We start from the raw sequence: 15,887 nt of genomic DNA, 5'->3' as shown, positions 1-15,887 counted from the left end.
CTGCTTCACGCCTTGAACGTCACCCACGGCCGCAGCTTCGCGACGCCTTCGATGAGCCCCGCGCTCGTCTGTGCATCGATGACGGGCCCGATCGGCTTGTAGGCCTCGGGCGCTTCCTCGATGCGCCGCTCCTCGCGCAGGGTCACGCATTGCCAGCCCGCATCACTGCGGTCGACGGCCTGCAGGCGTCGCGTCTCCTGGCGACGCATCCGCCGACCCGCGCCGTGGCTGCAGGACCAGAGCCAGTCCGGATGGCCGAGCCCACGCGCCACGTACGAGCCGTCGCCCATCGAGCCCGGGATCAGCGCGAGCTGCCCTTCGTGCGCCGGCGTCGAGCCCTTGCGATGGATGTTGAGCCCGTGCTCGGTGAGCACGACGTTGTGCGGCACATCCACGACCAGCTTGGAGCTGTCCGCACCGAACAGGTCCGCCAGTTCCCGCCGCACCATCTCCGCCAGCACGACGCGGTTGGCCCAGGCGTAGCGGGCGGCGACGCCCATGGCTTCGAGGTACTCGCCGGCCAGCGGACCTTCGAGCGCGTAGAGCTTGCTCTCCGGATGACGCACGCCGGCGGGCCATGCGTCGCGGGCGCGGTCCATCCAGCGGGCGCCCACATGGAAGCCCATGTCGCGCGAGCCGCTGTGGATCATGACCACGACGTCGCCCGCGCGCAGCCCGTGCTCATAGGCGGCATGCCGGTCGAGGATGCGATCGACGACCTGGAGTTCGACGAAGTGGTTGCCGCCGCCCGGCGTGCCGAGGCAGGGATCGCGGAAGCGATCGCGGCCGTCGACGAACGCATGCGGCGCGTGTCGCGAGTGCCCGCCGAGCCGGTCGAGCCCGACGCAGCGATCGACCTCCGCCGCGAGCCGGTCGAGGTCGACGCCGGCCCACAGGCCTTCCGGCGCGAGGCGGTCGAGGAAGGCCAGCGGCCCGTCGTCGAACAGCGCCTTGAAGGCCTGCGTCGGCGTCGGGACGTTGCGGGCGTTCTCAAGCAGCACCGCCTTCAAGCGCGCGATCAGAGCGGACTGGTGAGGCGCCGCCTGCGCCAGCGAGAGGCCGGTCGTCACCAGCCGCATGCCGCAGTTGATGTCGGTGCCGATGGCGGCCGGGATGACGACGTCCATCGGCGTTGCGACCACCGCGCCGACCGGCGCGATCGAGCCCGGATGGAAGTCGGGCGTCGCGCACGCGGCGCAGACGGCGGCGTCGCCGCCGGGCGTCTTCACCGAAGCGAAGGCGAGCAGTTGCTTGACGGCTTTTTCCTCCAGCGGCAGCGAGGCCGGCAGCAGGATGGTGGCTTGGGCGCTGTCGTTGCGGACGGTGTAGACGCCGTCCTCGACGCGCAGGTCGATGTGCGAGCGCGCAAACGCGCGCTGGAGTCGAAGGGAGTGGGACATGATGCTGTGCGCTCCGGGGCCGGAAGGCGCCCGAGGCCTGGATCACCCAGGCGAAAAGGGGCAACCGCCGGCGCGAAGCCGCGGTTGAGGACCTTTTCTGCAGCAGCAGTCAGAAAAGAGGTCGCGAGTCTAGCCGCCGATGCCGGGGCCCGCAAGACCCGGCACAAGCGCATGCGTTAAAGTCCCGCGCCCATCGCCCGCAGCGTGCCGCGCGGCGCGGAGCGGGCTCCGAGCGCGTTCCGAGCGGGCTCGGACGGGTTTCAGCAAGCGGGTTTTCAAGGGTCGAAGGGAAGCAGTTGTGGACGTGCAGGACACCGATGTCGTGATCATTGGCGCGGGCGCCGCGGGGCTGATGTGCGCCGCGCTGGCCGGCAAGCGCGGCCGCCGCGTGCTGCTCGTGGACCACGCCAACAAGGCCGGCAAGAAGATCCTCATGTCCGGCGGCGGCAACTGCAACTTCACCAACCTGTACACCGAGCCGGCCAACTTCCTCTCGCAGAACAAGCACTTCTGCAAGTCGGCGCTGGCGCGCTACACGCAGTGGGACTTCATCGCACTGGTCAACAAGCATCAGATCCCGCACCACGAGAAGAAGCTCGGACAGCTGTTCTGCGACAACAAGTCCATCGACATCCTGCGCATGCTGCTCGCCGAGTGCGCCGAGGTCGGCGTGACGCCGATGCTGGACACCACCGTCGAGACGATCGAGAAGACGGAGACGGGCTACGCGCTTGCGACCACCGCGGGACCGATGCGCTGCCAGTCGCTGGTGATCGCCACCGGCGGGTTGTCGATCCCGACGATGGGCGCGACCGGCTTCGGCTACCAGGTCGCGAAGCAGTTCGGCCACACGCTGCTGCCCACGCGCGCCGGGCTGGTGCCGTTCACGATCACGGACCAGCTCAAGGACCTGTGCAACGAGCTCAGCGGGACCTCGGTCGACTGCCTGGTCAGCTGCAACGGCAAGAGCTTCCGCGAGAACATCCTGTTCACGCACCGCGGCCTGAGCGGCCCGGCGATCCTGCAGATCTCGTCGTACTGGCTGCCCGGCCAGGCGGTGGAGATCAACCTGCTGCCCGACCTCGACGTGCCAGGCTGGCTCGCGCAGCAGCGCAACGACCGGCCCAATGCGGAGCTCAAGACGCTGCTGGCGGAGCTGTTCACGAAGAAGATGGCGACGCTGATCGGCGAGCAGTGGTTCGTGTCCAAGCCGGTCAAGCAGTACACGCATGCGGAGCTGGAGCAGATCGCCGAGCGCCTGTCCGCGTGGCAGGTCGTGCCCGCGGGCACCGAGGGCTACCGCACGGCGGAGGTCACGCTGGGCGGCGTCGACACCAAGGAGGTGTCGTCCAAGACGATGGAGTCGTTGAAGGCGCCGGGGTTGTACTTCATCGGCGAGGTGCTCGACGTCACCGGCCATCTGGGCGGCTTCAACTTCCAGTGGGCGTGGGCGTCGGCGAACGCGGCGGCGCAGTTCGTGTGAACGGCTGATTTTTCGATCGAAGCCTGAAGGAGAGACAGCCACCAGAGGTGGCTGTCTCATACGGGGCTCTCTATCGCATTGCTGCGAACGACCAGTCCAGCTGGAACCCGATCACTCGGGTGGCTCTGCCCATCTCACCCCGCCCAGACAGAACTTGAGCTTCGAACTTTAGAGTCGTGTGCGGTGTGCCGCAATGGCCTCCATAGGCACTGCGCTTGTCAGTCTCGGGACTACATTCTTCAGTCACTCGCGGCGATCGATTCACACATTGAAGGTCGCGAACTCACGACGAACGCAGCACGTTCTGCTTGACCTGCAGAACCCTTGATCACGCGCAACATCGCAGGAGTGCTTCATCGGAAACATGACCGGCCCGTCATCACCAGGGCCGCCAAGTCATGTGCAGTTCAACGCTGGAGGGCGAGCCGCGCCCTGTTCGAGAAGATTCTTCCGTCATCGAGGTACCGATTGCCGATCACCTGGATGCCGTTCGTGCTCACCACCGGTTCAGGAATGTCGTTCGAGGTGGAAAAGCTTGGGATCTGTCGCACCTCGACCCTTTCGCATTCCGCGTTGACCCGGGGCTCGGCTTCGAGGTCATCGTTGTTGTGGTCTTCTCGTCCCACTGCTTCACACGGTCGTTGGTGCGCGACGGTCGCGCGCAACACGAGATCCCCTCGGATGAGTTGTTCGACGACGGACGCGAGGTGCGCGTGCTCTGCGAAGAGCGAGTCAAGCTTTCGCAACTTCGTCTACCTGCGCTGATCCGGAAGCTGCGAAGCAGCGCCATCCAAGTTGCAGGGGAAGATCCCTTGAACTTCATGTCGTCGGAAGCGATGGACGACAGCGACGTCCGCGATCCGCGCCACTATGTCGTCTTCTTCCAAGTGCTTCGAGATCTCAAACGCAGGCGCCGCCTGCTTCTCAACGTGCAGTCCGCGTATGCGAAAGAATTGATTCGTCAACGCCAGCGAGAGCGGCGACGGGTGTCCCTCTTCAAGATCCTGAAGACAACCAGTCTGGGACAACGAGTTAAGGCCTGACGCCGAACGCGAAGGCCACAAAGACAGACGGCCCCCGAAGGGGCCGTCGCATTGCGAGGTTCTCTATCGCGGAAACCGCGAACTCCCATTCCAGCTGGGACCCGATGACTCGGGCGGCACTACCTTTCTCACCCCGCGCTCAATGTAGATCTTGAGCTTCGCAGTTTATCGACGTCGATACCCCGCCGCAAGATTTCCGGATGACAACGATCAAAGACGGCGCGTGTCGCCTTGTCACACAGCCTGGCGAAGATGGCCCGCTTTCATGCATCGAGGCTCGACATGCGAACGATCGCCCTGCTGCTCCCCATCTGCGCTCTCTGCGGTCTTTCCGCGAACTTCAGCACCTCCGCGCAGGCCCAGACGCCCGCAACCGCAACGCCTGGCACCTCGCTCAAGGCCGCCGCCTGCGTCGAGACCGACCGCATGATGGACTGGCGCGAGATCACTTGCACCCTCCCCGCCGGCGCCGCGCCCCAGCGCTTCAGCTTCCGCGCGACGTTCACCGGCGGGCATGACGACACCTCCGCCAGCATCGCGCCGGAACTCGACGGCCAGCCGTTCGCCTGCGGCACCGGCAGCAAGCTCAGCCTGTTCGGCGAGGACGGCAACGTCAGCGTGTTCTGCCAGTTCGACCGGTCGGCGTTGCCCGCCGGTGCCGCGGCCAAGCTCAAGGTCCTGATCAAGTGGAGCCACGCCGAGTTCGCCGACTACGAGTTCAGCGGCGATTGACGCCATCCCGCCCATCCCGCCCATCCGGACTTTCCCGCTCGCCCGGGAGTGACGAATAGCCGAGTACCCTGCCTCCCGTTCCAATCGACGCCTCGTCGACCAGGGAGAGCACATGACGAAGACGACCCGATCCGCCCCCGCGCTGCCCGTCCGGCGCCGGACCTTGCTCGCCGCCGGCGTCGCCGGATGGATGACTGCCGCGCCCGCCCTCCATGCCCTCGCGGCGACCGGGAAGACCACGTACGGCGCCGCCGACTTCGACGCCTGGGCCGAGCGCACCGCCGCCGCCCGCATGAAGAGCCAGCCCGAACATGCGACGCGCATGCAGTACTTCAACGGCCCCACGCAGGACCGGCTCGACGGTCAATGGGACGAGCGCTCGCGGGCGGCCCAGTTGGCCGACATCGCCCGCGACCGCCAGGCGCTGGACGAGCTCGCCCGCTTCCCGCGCGAGGCGTTGACGCCCACGCAGCGCACCTCCGCCGCGCTCATGGCCTGGGTGATGCAGCAGGACGTGTCCGAAGCCGAGTTCCTCGATCACCGCTACGTCTTCGAGCACATGGCCGGCGTGCACGTCGGTCCGATCACCTTCCTCGTGCAGGAGCACCCGATGCGCGGCGCGCGCGACGTGCGCAGCTTCCTGAAACGGATGGAAGGCCTGGCCGCGAAGATGGACCAGGGCATCGACCGCGCCCGCGCGGCGCAGGCCAAGGGCGTGCTGATGCCGCGCTTCATCACCGCGACGACGATCGGCCAGATCGAGCAGTTCGTCGCCGCGCCGCCGGCAGGCAACCCGCTGGTGATCTCGCTGACCGAGCGCATGGCCGGCCTGAAGGACATGGACGACGGCGCCCGCAAGCGCGCCCGCGCGCGGGCCGAGACCATCGTCGCGAAATCCATCGTCCCCGCGTGGAAGCGCGGCCTGGCGCTGATGCGCGCCCAGTTGCCGCTGACCACCGACGATGCCGGCGTTTGGCGCCTGCCTGACGGCGACAGGTTCTACGCGGCGCGCCTGCGCGCCAACACGACCACCGAGCTCACCGCGGCCGAGATCCACGCCATCGGCCTGAAGCAGGTCGCCCGCATCGAAGGCGAGATGGACGGCCTGCTGCGCCAGCTCGGCTACGCGGACGGCACGATCGAGCAGCGCTACCGCAAGATGGACGCCGACCGGCAGCCCACGGGCGCCGCGCCGCAGGCGCAGCTGCTGGACCGCTACACCGCCTACCTGCGCGACGCCGAGGCGCGCGCTCGATTGATCTTCGACGTGATGCCGAAGGCGCCGGTCGAGGTCCGCCGCGAGCCCGCGCTGACCGAGCCCACCGCCGCCGCGCACTACACGACGCCCGCGCCGGACGGCTCCCAGCCGGGTGTGTTCTGGGCGCCGCTGGCGGGGCCGACCTTCGAGATCGCCGACATGCGGACGCTGGTGCACCACGAAGCGATCCCGGGCCACCACTTCCAGCTCACGATCCAGATGGAGGCCCAGGACCTGCCCTACTTCCGTCGCCGCGCCGCGTACATGGCGGGCTCGGCCTATGTGGAAGGCTGGGCGCTCTACTCGGAGCAGCTCGCCGTCGAGAACGGCTGGTACGACGGCGATCCGGTCGGCCACCTCGGCCAGCTGTACGGCGCCCTGTTCCGGGCGCGACGTCTGGTCGTGGACACCGGCCTGCATGCGATGAAGTGGACCCGGCAGCAGGCGATCGACTACGGCATCACGCCGCAGGAGGTCGACCGCTACGTCACCTGGCCGGGGCAAGCCTGCGCATACATGCTGGGCCGCCTGCGCATCGAGGCACTGCGCGAGAAGGCGCGCCAGCAGCTCGGCGACCGCTTCGAGATCAAGCAGTTCCACAACGTCGTGCTGCTGACCGGCGACGTGCCCTTGACGGTGCTGGAGCAGGTCGTCGACGCGTGGGTCGACAGCCGCCGCGGCGCGGGCTCGGGATCGGCCAACGCCGCGCCCTGAACAATCCCGCCGATCAGGCCCGCTGCGACGCCATCGGCGCGTGTCGGGCCATCAGTTCCTCGATCCAGTCCATGAACACGCGCAGCTTCGCGCTGACGTGCCGGTTGGGCGGATAGGCGAGGTACATCGGCATCGGATCCATGTCCCACTCGGTGAACAGCGGCACCAGTTCGCCGCGCGCCGCGTGCGGATCGGCCATGTAGCGCGGCAGCCAGAGCACGCCCATCCCGGCGAGCCCGGCGGCCAGATAGGCGTTGCCGTCGTCCGCGGCCACGACGTAGCGACCGCGCACCTCGACAGCCTCCTCGCCGCGTCGCATCTCGATGGACATCACCGTGCCCTTGCTGGCGCGCAGGAAACCGACGATGCGGTGGTGAGGTTCCTCGATCTCACGCGGGTGCGCGGGCGTCCCCGCGGCCGCGAGGTAGTCCGGTGAGGCGAAGACGCCGAGCTGCAGATCTCCGACCCGCCGCGCGATCAGCGACGGCACCGTGACCTCGCCGCCGCGCAGCACGGCATCCACGTTATCGCCGATCACGTCGACGATGCGGTCGCTGACGCCCATGTCGAGCTGGATCTCCGGATGTCTCGCATGGAAGTCCGGCAGCGCCGGCATCAGCACCATGCGCGCGAACGGGCTCGGCACGTCGACGCGCAGCCGGCCTCGCGGAGAACTCGTCGCATCCGACAGCGCGGTGTCCGCGTCGTCGAGTTCGGCCAGCACGCGCACGACGCGCTCGTAGTACGCGGCGCCGTCGGGCGTCACCCGGACCTGCCGCGTCGTCCGATGCAGCAGCTTCACGCGCAGCCGCGCCTCCAGCTGCTGCACCAGCTGCGTCACGGTGGTCTTGCTCATGTGCAGCGTCTGGGCCGCCTTGGTGAAGCTGCCCGCCTCCACCACGCGGGCGAAGGCCTGCAGCGCGTCGAATCGATCCATGTCGAGGGATTGTTTGGGGATGCCGAACAGTCATTGTGCGGCTTGCCGGCAAGGCGCAAATGCAGAAGCAGGCGCAGCGGCCGAGACCTGCGGCATGAGGGGTGGCACTTGCCTTGCCGCTGTCGACAGGCAACCATGAACCGCCTCGACAGGAGATTCCCATGACCACCCATCCCGCCCGCGTGATCTCCGAGACGATCGACGTGTCCGCCGACGAGGTCTACGACTTCGCCTGCGCGCCAGAGCGATTGCCGCTGTGGGCGTCAGGTCTCGCCACCGGCATCCAGCAGCAAGCCGACGGCTGGTTCGCGGAATCACCGATGGGTCGCATCCGCGTCGAGCTGGCGCCGCGCAACGCGTTCCGCGTGCTCGACCACGACGTGACGCTGCCGGACGGGCAGCGCTTCCACAACGCGATGCGGGTCACGCCGTCCGGCGACGGCTGCGTGGTGGCGTTTGTGCTCTTGCGCATGCCCGACGTGACCGACGAGGCCTTCGAGAGCGACGCGGCCCATGTGGCGCGCGATCTGGGAACGCTCAAGGCGTTGGTGGAGAAGCGGAACGCCTGATCCCGGGTGGCGGCGGCAGGCCGCCGGCGGTAGATTCGAGCATCGAGTGCCCGGAGACACCGCCATGCGTCCTTCCCTTGCCGCCGCCCGCGTGCTGATCCTCGCTTCGCTCTCAACGCTCGCCGCGCCGTCGGCGCATGCCGAGGACGCCCAGCTCGAACGCTTGAGCTGGCTCGCCGGCTGCTGGGCCGCGGAGAAGGGCGAGCCCGGCTCCGTCGAGCACTGGCTGCCGCTGGCCGGCGGCACGATGCTCGGCATCGGCCGCACGGTGAAGAACGGTCGTACCGTCGAGCACGAGTTCCTGCAGATCCGCCTGAATGCCGAAGGCCAGGTCGTCTACATCGCCCTGCCGTCGCGACAGAAGGAAGCGACCTTTGTCGCGACATCGATCGGCGATCGCGCGGTCACCTTCGAGAACCCGGCGCACGACTTCCCGCAGCGCATCCTCTACAAGGCGGTCGGCGACACCGGACTCGCCGCGCGGATCGAAGGGCAACGCAACGGGGCGACGCGGGGGATCGACTACCCGATGAAGCGCGTGGCCTGCGAGCCGGCCAAGACGCCATGAGTCGGCAGGAGGAACGCCCCATGGACCGATTCACCGGCGGCTGCCTCTGCGGCGATGTCCGCCTCGTCGCGACGGGCCGGCCCTACCGGGTCGGCCTCTGCCATTGCCTCGACTGCCGCAAGCACCACGGCGCGCTCTTCCACGCGTCGGCGATCTTTGCGCAGGACGCCGTCACGCTCTGGGGCGAGACCCACGAATTCCGCGGCCGGCATTTCTGCCCGCGCTGCGGTTCCTCCGTGTTCTCGCGCACCGGCGACGAGATCGAGGTCCACCTCGGCGCCCTCGATGCGCCGGATCAACTGACGCCCACCTACGAGCTGTGGACCGTCCGCCGCGAGACCTGGCTGCCGCCCTTCCCGCTCGTCAGGCACTACGAGCGCGACCGCGATGGCGAGGGCCGCGCAGAGGGCCCTTGAGGAAGCCCATGCGCGTCACGCGTGAGCGTCGGCCACCACGCGCCCTCCGAGGAAGCAGCCCAGCACCTCGCCGTCCGCCGCCCGATGGAATCGCACGTGGATCTCGGATCCCTGCCCCATCGCCCGCCCTTGATGCACGACGACCTCCGCGTCGTCCACCGGCACCAGACCGAGTGTCTTGAGTCCGAACAGCAGCGCCGCCGCGGCGATGCCGGTGGCCGCGTCCTCCGGATACCCCGACGACTTCGGGAACTGCCGCGCATGGACGATGCGGCGCTCCAGCGATTCGACGGCGAACGGGTAGAGCCCCGTCGAGCCGATCTCCTCGCAGAGCGCTTCCATGCGGGAGAAGTCCGGCTTCAAGCCGTCGAGCGCCGCCACCGAGCGCAGGGCCACGAGCGTCTTCACCCGGCTGGTCGCGGCGTTCAGCACCGGATGCGGGAGCAGGTCGTCGGCGGGGACGCGCAACACGTCGGCGATACGCCGCACCACGGCGGCATCGACGATGGGTTCGACGCGTCCCACCGGCTGGGTGATCTCGATGCGCTCCGACGGGGATCCCGACCCGCGGACGAAGCCCTCGACCACGCCGCTGAGCGTCTCGATCCGAGCACGCGGCGCACTCCAGATCCCCGCCTCCCGCAGGCACCACAGCGCGCCGACCGTCGCGTGACCGCACATCTCCATCTCGTGGCGGGGAACGAAGAAGCGGAACCGGAAGTCGGCTTGCGAGGCGTCTTCCGCAGGCAGCACGAAGCCGCTCTCGTGGCCGGCCTCGGCGGCGACGGCACGCATCTGCGCATCGCTCATGCCCACGGCGTCCAGCACGATGGGCGCAGGATTTCCGCCGCTGCCGTCCGCGGCGGCGAAGACGCGCACCCGAAGCGCCTCTCCGCGACCAACCTCGCGAGCACCATGACCGGCATCTGCAGCACGAGCTCCAGCGTGCGACCCCGATGGGAGAGTCATCTGCCCGCTCATTCCATCACCACGCCGGACGTCTTCACCACGTTCGCCCAGTACGGCACCTGCTGGTTCAAGGTCGCCGTGAACTGCGCGGACGTTCCCTCGGCGGGCGCCACGCCGTTGCTCTGCAGCGTGGCGACGGTGGTCCGGTTGGCGAGCACCTTGCGCAGCGCGTCGGAGAGCTGCTTCACCACCGCCGGCGGCGTGCCTGCCGGCGCCACGAGCCCGTACCAGAGCTGCGATTCGAAGCCCGCGAGGCCGGCTTCCTTGAAGGTCGGCACCTCCGGCAGCAGCGCGCTGCGCTGCGTCTGCGCGAGCGCCTTGATCCGGCCGCCGCGGATCTGCTGCACCAGCGTCGCGGGGTTGTCGAAGAGCAGGTCGACCTGACCGCCCATCAGCTCGGTCTGCGCGGGCGACGCGCCCTTGTAGGGGATGTGCACGAGGTCGGTCCGCGTCGCCTGCTTGAACTGCTCGCCGATCAGGTGCGACAGCGAGCCCTGCCCGACCGAGGCGAAGGTCAGCTTGCCGGGCGCGGCCTTGGCGTCGCGGATGAGTTCCGCCAGCGTCTTCGCCGGCAGCGTCGGGCGGGCCACCAGCACGTAGGGCGAGAAGCCGATCAGGCCCACCGGCGCGAAGCTGCGCAGCGGGTCGTAGCGCGCGCCCTTGACCACCGCGAGGGCGACGGCGTGCGTGCTCGTCGTCGCCACGCCCAGCGTGTAGCCGTCCGGCGCCGCATGCGCGACGGCGGCGGAGCCGATGGTGCCGGCGGCGCCGGCCTTGTTGTCGATCAGCACCGTCTGGTGCAGCTCCTGCGACAGCGCGGGCGCCAGGCTCCGGATCAGGGCGTCCGTGCCGCCGCCCGCCGGGAACGGCACCACGATGGTGATCGGACGGCTGGGGTAGGCGTCGGCGAGCGCCGAGGCGACCGGCGCGCACACGGCGGCCGCACCGAGCAGCAGGAAGAGAGAGCGCTTCATGGCGAGTCCTTGGAGGAGAGCGACAGGCCTGAAGGATCGCGATCCCGGCGCGGATGCGCGCCTTCGTTCGGGCCAAACGACTAGAACGATCGGGCCATCGGCAGCGGCGCCGTGCGACGCGGGGCGATGCGCATCCATGCCGCGTGCGGTCCGCCGGCGGGCCCGGCCCTCAGCGTCGCGACGGCGGATGCCCGTACTTCAGCCGGTAGAGCCGGGCGAAGTACGACGGCGTCTCGAACCCGACCAGCAGCGCCGCGTCCATCACGCTGGTCTGCGGGTCCTGCAGCAGGCGCTGCGCACGCTCCAGGCGCTTGCCGTTGAGCAGCTCGATCATGCTGTGACCGGTGCGCTCGCGGAACAGCCGCGTGAAGTGCCGGCGCGACAGCAGGAACTGCGCGGCCACGTCGTCCACCGTGAGCTGCTCCGCCATGTGGGCCTCGAGGTAGGCCAGGATCTCGTGGATCAGCAGGGCGTCCCGCCCGCGATGCGCCGGCAGCGCGTTCGCCGTCGTCAGCGCCGTCGTGACGCACTCGGCGGCGATCAGCCGCTCGGTCGCCTGCATCCGGGGCGAATCGCGGTGCTCGGCGTCCACGCCGGCCAGTTCCTCGCGCAGGCGCAGCATGTGCACCAGCGAGGGACTCATGCGCCAGACGCCGCACGCCGGCGGTGCGGGCAGGACGGTCGGCGCGCCCTTGCCGCCGCCGATGCGCCTGGCGCAGTCTTCGACGAAGGCCTGGTCGACGTACAGCGCCAGGTGCTGCTGCTGCGGCCGGGTCGCCGCCGTCGCGTGCTCGACGCCCGGCGCCACCAGCGCCATGCAGGCGGCGTTGATGCGGAAGGCGCTCTGCTCCTCGCGCACCCGCACCACCATGCCGCCCGAGCGCGGCATCAGCACCATGTACTCGTCGTGCGCGTGGAATTCGGTTTCGTACGACGGCGTGCGGCTGTCGACGATCTTGGCGGTGACCTGGGGCGCCAGGTGGCGGCGATGGGTGTGGAACATGGCGCCGCCATTCTGGCCCGTCGCCGCGGCGATACGCCCAGGCGGGTATCGCAAACATTCATGCGCCCGACGGGGGATCCGTGCTTCAATCGACGCACTGACACACGCGCCCCCGGCGCCATCGGCCTTCGAATGCTCATCGATCTCCCGCTCGAACAGAAGAGCGGCACGCTCGCAGAACAGTTCCTCCGCAGCACTTCCGTGCAAGGCCGCGCCTCCATCGACTATCAGCTCTATGTCCCGCCGGGCGACCGCGACGAACCGCGTCCGCTGCTGGTGATGCTGCACGGCTGCGGGCAGGATCCCGACGATTTCGCCGCCGGCACGCGCATGAACGAGATGGCGCGTCGCAACGGCTGGCTGGTGCTCTATCCGGCGCAGTCGGCCAAGGCCAATCCGCAGGGCTGCTGGAACTGGTTCAAGACCAGCCACCAGGAACGCGGCCGCGGCGAACCCGCGCTGATCGCGACGCTGACGCAGGAGATCATGGCCACCCACCGCGTCGACGCGAACCGCGTCTACATCGCGGGGCTCTCCGCCGGCGGCGCGATGGCGGTGATCCTCGGGCGCGCCTATCCGGAGCTCTTCGCCGCCGTCGGCGTGCATTCGGGCCTGCCGCACGGCGCCGTCGAGGACGCCAACGGCGCGATGGCGATGATGCGCAGCGGACAGCCTCCGCGCCGGGCGACGGACGAGCCGACGAAGGACGCGACGGTTCAACCGACCACTGACGCCAAGGCCGAGAAGCACGCCAAGACCGTCGACGCTGTCCGCCCCACGCCGACCATCGTCTTCCACGGCACGCGCGACATGACCGTGCATCCGCTCAACGGCGAGCAGGTCTACGCCGACGCCACGTCCGGCGTGGCGGGCGCCCAGCGCGTCGAGAACGGCCGCGAGGGCACGCGCGCCTACACCCGGCGCACGCACGTGACGCCGCAGGGGCGCGTGCATGCCGAACTCTGGCTGATCGAAGGCGGCGGCCATGGCTGGTCCGGCGGCGACCAGAGCGCCTCCGGCACCGACTGGCTGGGCCCGGATGCGAGCGATCAGATGCTCTGTTTCTTCATGGCACACCCGCTGGGCGACAATCGTGCATGACCCGCACCGATCCCACCGGCGCCGCACCCGCGGCCCCCGCTGCCTCGCAGCCGCCGGCGGCGCCTAGCGCCACCTCCTTCGACAGCCTGCCCCTGCCGCCCGCGATGCGGGCGAATCTGCAGCAGCTCGGCTACCTCTCGATGACGCCCATCCAGGCCGCCAGCCTGCCGCTGGCGCTGGCCGGCAAGGACCTGATCGCCCAGGCCAAGACGGGCAGCGGCAAGACGGCGGCGTTCTCGCTGCCGCTGCTGACCAACCTGAATCCGCGCCGTTTCGCCGTGCAGGCGCTGGTGCTCTGCCCGACGCGCGAGCTCGCCGAACAGGTCACGCAGGAGATCCGCCGCCTGGCGCGCGCCGAGGACAACATCAAGATCCTGACGCTGTGCGGCGGTGCGCCCATCCGCAACCAGCTGGCGAGCCTCTCTCACGGCGCGCACATCGTGGTGGGCACGCCGGGCCGCATCCTGGACCACCTGCAGCGCGAGACGCTCACGCTGGAGGCGCTGAACACGCTGGTGCTGGACGAGGCCGATCGCATGCTCGACATGGGCTTCGCGGAAGACATCGCCCAGGTGATCGCGAACTGCCCGAAGACGCGCCAGACGCTGATGTTCTCCGCCACCTACCCGGACGGCGTGAAGTCCATCGCGACGCGCTTCATGCGCGCGCCGCAGGAGGTGACGCTCAAGGAAAAGCACGCGGCCGGCAAGATCCGCCAGCGCTTCTACGAGGTCAAGGAGAACGAGCGCCTGCACGCGGTGGGCCTGCTGCTCAACCACTTCCGTCCGGCCAGCACGCTGGCGTTCTGCAACACCAAGCAGCAGTGCCGCGACCTGGTCGCCGTGCTGCAGGCCGAGGGCATCGTCGCGCTGGAACTGCACGGCGACCTCGACCAGCGCGACCGCGACCAGGTGCTGGTGCAATTCGCCAACCGCAGCTGCAGCGTGCTGGTGGCGACCGACGTCGCGGCACGCGGGCTCGACATCGCGCAGCTGGAAGCCGTCATCAATGTCGACATCACGCCGGACGCCGAGGTGCACACGCACCGTGTCGGCCGGACCGGCCGCGCGGACGAGGAAGGCTGGGCCTTCAGCCTGGCCAGCCTCGACGAGATGGGTCGCGTGGGACGCATCGACCAGATGCAGGGCACGGTCACGCCGTGGCATCCGCTGAGCGAGCTCACCACCGAGCCCGGCGCCGAGCCGCTGCATCCGCCGATGGTGACGCTGCAGATCCTGGGCGGCCGCAAGGAGAAGATCCGTCCGGGCGACGTGCTGGGCGCGCTGACCAAGGACCTGGGCTTCGACGGTGCGCAGATCGGCAAGATCAACGTCAACGAGTTCTCGACCTACGTCGCCGTCGAGCGCGACATCGCCGACCAGGCGCTGCGCAAGCTCAACGCGGGCAAGGTCAAGGGCAAGTCGGTGAAGGTGCGTCGGCTGTGAGCGCCGTGGACAGCTTCGCCGCACTGGGCTTGTCGTCGCGCCTCGTGCGCGCCGCCGACGAGCTCGGCTTCGAGGTGCCGACGCCCATCCAGGCGGCCGCGATGCCTCCGATCATTGAAGGCCGCGACCTGCTGGGGTCCGCGGCGACGGGTTCGGGCAAGACGGCGGCGTTCGTCTTCCCGATGCTGCATCGCATCGACTCCCGCGTGCGTCCCGCGCTGCGCCGCACGCAGGCGCTGGTGCTGGTGCCGACGCGCGAACTCGCTGCGCAGGTCGGCGAGACGGTGATCCAGGTCGGCCGTTTCCTCGACGAGCCGCTGAAGGTCTCGGTGCTGTACGGCGGCGTGTCGATCAATCCGCAGATGATGGCGCTGCGCGGCGGTGCGGACGTCGTCGTCGCGACGCCGGGCCGGCTGCTCGACATCATCGAGAAGAACGCGCTGAAGCTCGGCGACGTGGAGTGCCTGGTGCTGGACGAGGCCGACCGGCTGCTCGACGCCGGCTTCGCCGACGAGCTGGCGCAGGTGCTGGCGCTGCTGCCGAAACGGCGGCAGAACCTGCTGTTCTCGGCCACCTTCCCGGAGTCGGTGCAGACGCTGGCGAACCAGTTGCTGCATGACCCGGTCCGGATCGAGATCGCCGGCGAGCCGGCGACCGAAGGCCAGATCGAGGAACACGCGGTCGAGGTCGACGTGGCGAAGCGCACGCCGCTGCTGCGTCACATGATCGAGCAGGGCCAGTGGACGCGCGTGCTGGTCTTCGTCGCGACGCGGTACGCCTGCGATCACGTGGCTGACAAGCTGCGACGCGGCGGTCTCGAAGCCGCGGCCTTCCACGGCGACGAGAGCCAGGGCGCGCGCACGCGCACGCTGGCGGACTTCAAGGCGGGTCGGATCCAGGTGCTGGTCGCCACCGACCTGGGCGCGCGCGGCATCGACATCGCGCGGCTGCCGGTGGTGGTGAACTACGACCTGCCGCGCGCGGCGGACGATTACACGCACCGCATCGGCCGCACGGCGCGGGCCGGTGCGAGCGGGCTCGCGGTGAGCTTCATCAGCGCGGCCACGGAGTCGCACTTCCGGTTGATCGAGAAGCGCCAGGGACGGCGCGTCGCGCGCGAGCGGATCGCGGGATTCGAGCCGACGGAAGTTGCCTCGCCTGAGGCCGCCACCGGCGGCATCAAGGGCAAGCGGCCGAGCAAGAAGGACAAGCTGCGGGCGGCGGCTGCGGCCGAGGCTGCGCGCAAGTGACGGTATCGATCCGACCGCGCCTCTG

At 69.3% G+C, this 15,887-nt stretch carries 15 protein-coding genes; 10 read left to right on the top strand and 5 right to left on the bottom strand.

What is annotated here, in order from left to right:
* Positions 1-5 precede the first annotated feature (5 nt).
* The gene (locus ACQZ13_RS04685; protein ID WP_431050080.1) at positions 6-1,400 is read right to left on the bottom strand and encodes an RtcB family protein; all 1,395 of its coding nucleotides are present in this window, start codon (positions 1,398-1,400) and stop codon (positions 6-8) included.
* A gap of 304 nt (positions 1,401-1,704) precedes the next feature.
* Here ACQZ13_RS04685 and ACQZ13_RS04680 point away from each other — a divergent pair, with 304 nt between their 5' ends.
* The 4 genes from ACQZ13_RS04680 to ACQZ13_RS04665 all read left to right on the top strand — a co-directional run bounded on the left by ACQZ13_RS04680 (position 1,705) and on the right by ACQZ13_RS04665 (position 6,630).
* The gene (locus tag ACQZ13_RS04680; RefSeq protein ID WP_431050079.1) at positions 1,705-2,883 is read left to right on the top strand and encodes an NAD(P)/FAD-dependent oxidoreductase; all 1,179 of its coding nucleotides are present in this window, start codon (positions 1,705-1,707) and stop codon (positions 2,881-2,883) included.
* Between the two features lie 398 nt (positions 2,884-3,281).
* Positions 3,282-3,926: a hypothetical protein gene (locus ACQZ13_RS04675; protein WP_431050078.1), complete on the top strand. Its 645-nt coding sequence runs from the start codon at positions 3,282-3,284 to the stop codon at positions 3,924-3,926.
* 282 nt (positions 3,927-4,208) lie between these two features.
* On the top strand, positions 4,209-4,658 hold the full coding sequence (locus ACQZ13_RS04670) for a hypothetical protein (protein WP_431050077.1): 450 nt from the start codon (positions 4,209-4,211) through the stop codon (positions 4,656-4,658).
* Positions 4,659-4,770: 112 nt separating this feature from the next.
* Positions 4,771-6,630 carry a DUF885 domain-containing protein gene (locus ACQZ13_RS04665; protein ID WP_431050076.1) on the top strand — a complete coding sequence of 620 codons (1,860 nt, stop codon included), beginning with the start codon at positions 4,771-4,773 and terminating at the stop codon, positions 6,628-6,630.
* A gap of 13 nt (positions 6,631-6,643) precedes the next feature.
* Here ACQZ13_RS04665 and ACQZ13_RS04660 read toward each other — a convergent pair whose 3' ends face one another.
* Complete coding sequence (locus ACQZ13_RS04660) at positions 6,644-7,567, bottom strand: LysR substrate-binding domain-containing protein (protein ID WP_431050075.1); 924 nt, start codon at positions 7,565-7,567, stop codon at positions 6,644-6,646.
* 161 nt (positions 7,568-7,728) lie between these two features.
* Here ACQZ13_RS04660 and ACQZ13_RS04655 point away from each other — a divergent pair, with 161 nt between their 5' ends.
* The 3 genes from ACQZ13_RS04655 (at position 7,729) to ACQZ13_RS04645 (ending at position 9,120) form a co-directional block, all read left to right on the top strand.
* Positions 7,729-8,136, top strand: coding sequence for an SRPBCC family protein (locus tag ACQZ13_RS04655; protein ID WP_431050074.1), 408 nt, complete (start codon positions 7,729-7,731; stop codon positions 8,134-8,136).
* 64 nt (positions 8,137-8,200) lie between these two features.
* On the top strand, positions 8,201-8,704 hold the full coding sequence (locus ACQZ13_RS04650; RefSeq protein WP_431050073.1) for a DUF6265 family protein: 504 nt from the start codon (positions 8,201-8,203) through the stop codon (positions 8,702-8,704).
* A gap of 20 nt (positions 8,705-8,724) precedes the next feature.
* Positions 8,725-9,120: a GFA family protein gene (locus tag ACQZ13_RS04645; protein WP_431050072.1), complete on the top strand. Its 396-nt coding sequence runs from the start codon at positions 8,725-8,727 to the stop codon at positions 9,118-9,120.
* A 15-nt stretch (positions 9,121-9,135) separates the two neighbouring features.
* Here the strand turns inward: ACQZ13_RS04645 and ACQZ13_RS04640 are convergent, their stop codons facing one another.
* The 3 genes from ACQZ13_RS04640 to ACQZ13_RS04630 all read right to left on the bottom strand — a co-directional run bounded on the left by ACQZ13_RS04640 (position 9,136) and on the right by ACQZ13_RS04630 (position 12,066).
* Complete coding sequence (locus ACQZ13_RS04640; RefSeq protein WP_431050071.1) at positions 9,136-9,999, bottom strand: PhzF family phenazine biosynthesis protein; 864 nt, start codon at positions 9,997-9,999, stop codon at positions 9,136-9,138.
* A 98-nt stretch (positions 10,000-10,097) separates the two neighbouring features.
* A complete protein-coding gene (locus ACQZ13_RS04635) occupies positions 10,098-11,063 on the bottom strand; it encodes a Bug family tripartite tricarboxylate transporter substrate binding protein (protein WP_431050070.1) in 966 nt (321 codons plus the stop codon).
* Positions 11,064-11,232: 169 nt separating this feature from the next.
* Entirely contained in the window at positions 11,233-12,066 is an 834-nt protein-coding gene (locus ACQZ13_RS04630; protein ID WP_431050069.1) for a helix-turn-helix domain-containing protein, read from the bottom strand.
* Between the two features lie 132 nt (positions 12,067-12,198).
* Between ACQZ13_RS04630 and ACQZ13_RS04625 the strand changes: the two genes are divergently transcribed.
* The 3 genes from ACQZ13_RS04625 (at position 12,199) to ACQZ13_RS04615 (ending at position 15,862) form a co-directional block, all read left to right on the top strand.
* Positions 12,199-13,167 (top strand): extracellular catalytic domain type 1 short-chain-length polyhydroxyalkanoate depolymerase, encoded by a 969-nt coding sequence (locus tag ACQZ13_RS04625; protein ID WP_431050068.1) that lies wholly within the window; start codon positions 12,199-12,201, stop codon positions 13,165-13,167.
* Positions 13,168-13,271: 104 nt separating this feature from the next.
* Positions 13,272-14,612 (top strand): ATP-dependent RNA helicase DbpA, encoded by a 1,341-nt coding sequence (gene dbpA, locus ACQZ13_RS04620; RefSeq protein WP_431053122.1) that lies wholly within the window; start codon positions 13,272-13,274, stop codon positions 14,610-14,612.
* Positions 14,609-15,862: a DEAD/DEAH box helicase gene (locus ACQZ13_RS04615; protein WP_431050067.1), complete on the top strand. Its 1,254-nt coding sequence runs from the start codon at positions 14,609-14,611 to the stop codon at positions 15,860-15,862. The genes dbpA and ACQZ13_RS04615 overlap by 4 nt, the downstream gene beginning before the upstream one ends.
* Positions 15,863-15,887 lie beyond the last annotated feature (25 nt).

This window comes from Roseateles sp. L2-2, from assembly GCF_050613215.1.
Classification (GTDB): Bacteria; Pseudomonadota; Gammaproteobacteria; order Burkholderiales; family Burkholderiaceae_C; genus Roseateles; species Roseateles noduli.
Note: the sequence above shows the minus strand (reverse complement) of the source record. Positions and strands in the feature narration are given on the sequence as shown.

Bases quoted from the DNA above. Each gene is read 5' to 3' on its own strand.
- ACQZ13_RS04650 (WP_431050073.1), top strand. From the start codon at position 8,201: ATGCGTCCTTCCCTTGCCGCCGCCCGCGTGCTGATCCTCGCTTCGCTC.
- ACQZ13_RS04655 (WP_431050074.1), top strand. From the start codon at position 7,729: ATGACCACCCATCCCGCCCGCGTGATCTCCGAGACGATCGACGTGTCC.
- ACQZ13_RS04665 (WP_431050076.1), top strand. From the start codon at position 4,771: ATGACGAAGACGACCCGATCCGCCCCCGCGCTGCCCGTCCGGCGCCGG.
- ACQZ13_RS04660 (WP_431050075.1), bottom strand. From the start codon at position 7,567: ATGGATCGATTCGACGCGCTGCAGGCCTTCGCCCGCGTGGTGGAGGCG.
- ACQZ13_RS04630 (WP_431050069.1), bottom strand. From the start codon at position 12,066: ATGTTCCACACCCATCGCCGCCACCTGGCGCCCCAGGTCACCGCCAAG.
- ACQZ13_RS04685 (WP_431050080.1), bottom strand. From the start codon at position 1,400: ATGTCCCACTCCCTTCGACTCCAGCGCGCGTTTGCGCGCTCGCACATC.
- ACQZ13_RS04675 (WP_431050078.1), top strand. From the start codon at position 3,282: ATGTGCAGTTCAACGCTGGAGGGCGAGCCGCGCCCTGTTCGAGAAGAT.
- ACQZ13_RS04625 (WP_431050068.1), top strand. From the start codon at position 12,199: ATGCTCATCGATCTCCCGCTCGAACAGAAGAGCGGCACGCTCGCAGAA.
- dbpA (WP_431053122.1), top strand. From the start codon at position 13,272: ATGCGGGCGAATCTGCAGCAGCTCGGCTACCTCTCGATGACGCCCATC.
- ACQZ13_RS04645 (WP_431050072.1), top strand. From the start codon at position 8,725: ATGGACCGATTCACCGGCGGCTGCCTCTGCGGCGATGTCCGCCTCGTC.
- ACQZ13_RS04635 (WP_431050070.1), bottom strand. From the start codon at position 11,063: ATGAAGCGCTCTCTCTTCCTGCTGCTCGGTGCGGCCGCCGTGTGCGCG.
- ACQZ13_RS04670 (WP_431050077.1), top strand. From the start codon at position 4,209: ATGCGAACGATCGCCCTGCTGCTCCCCATCTGCGCTCTCTGCGGTCTT.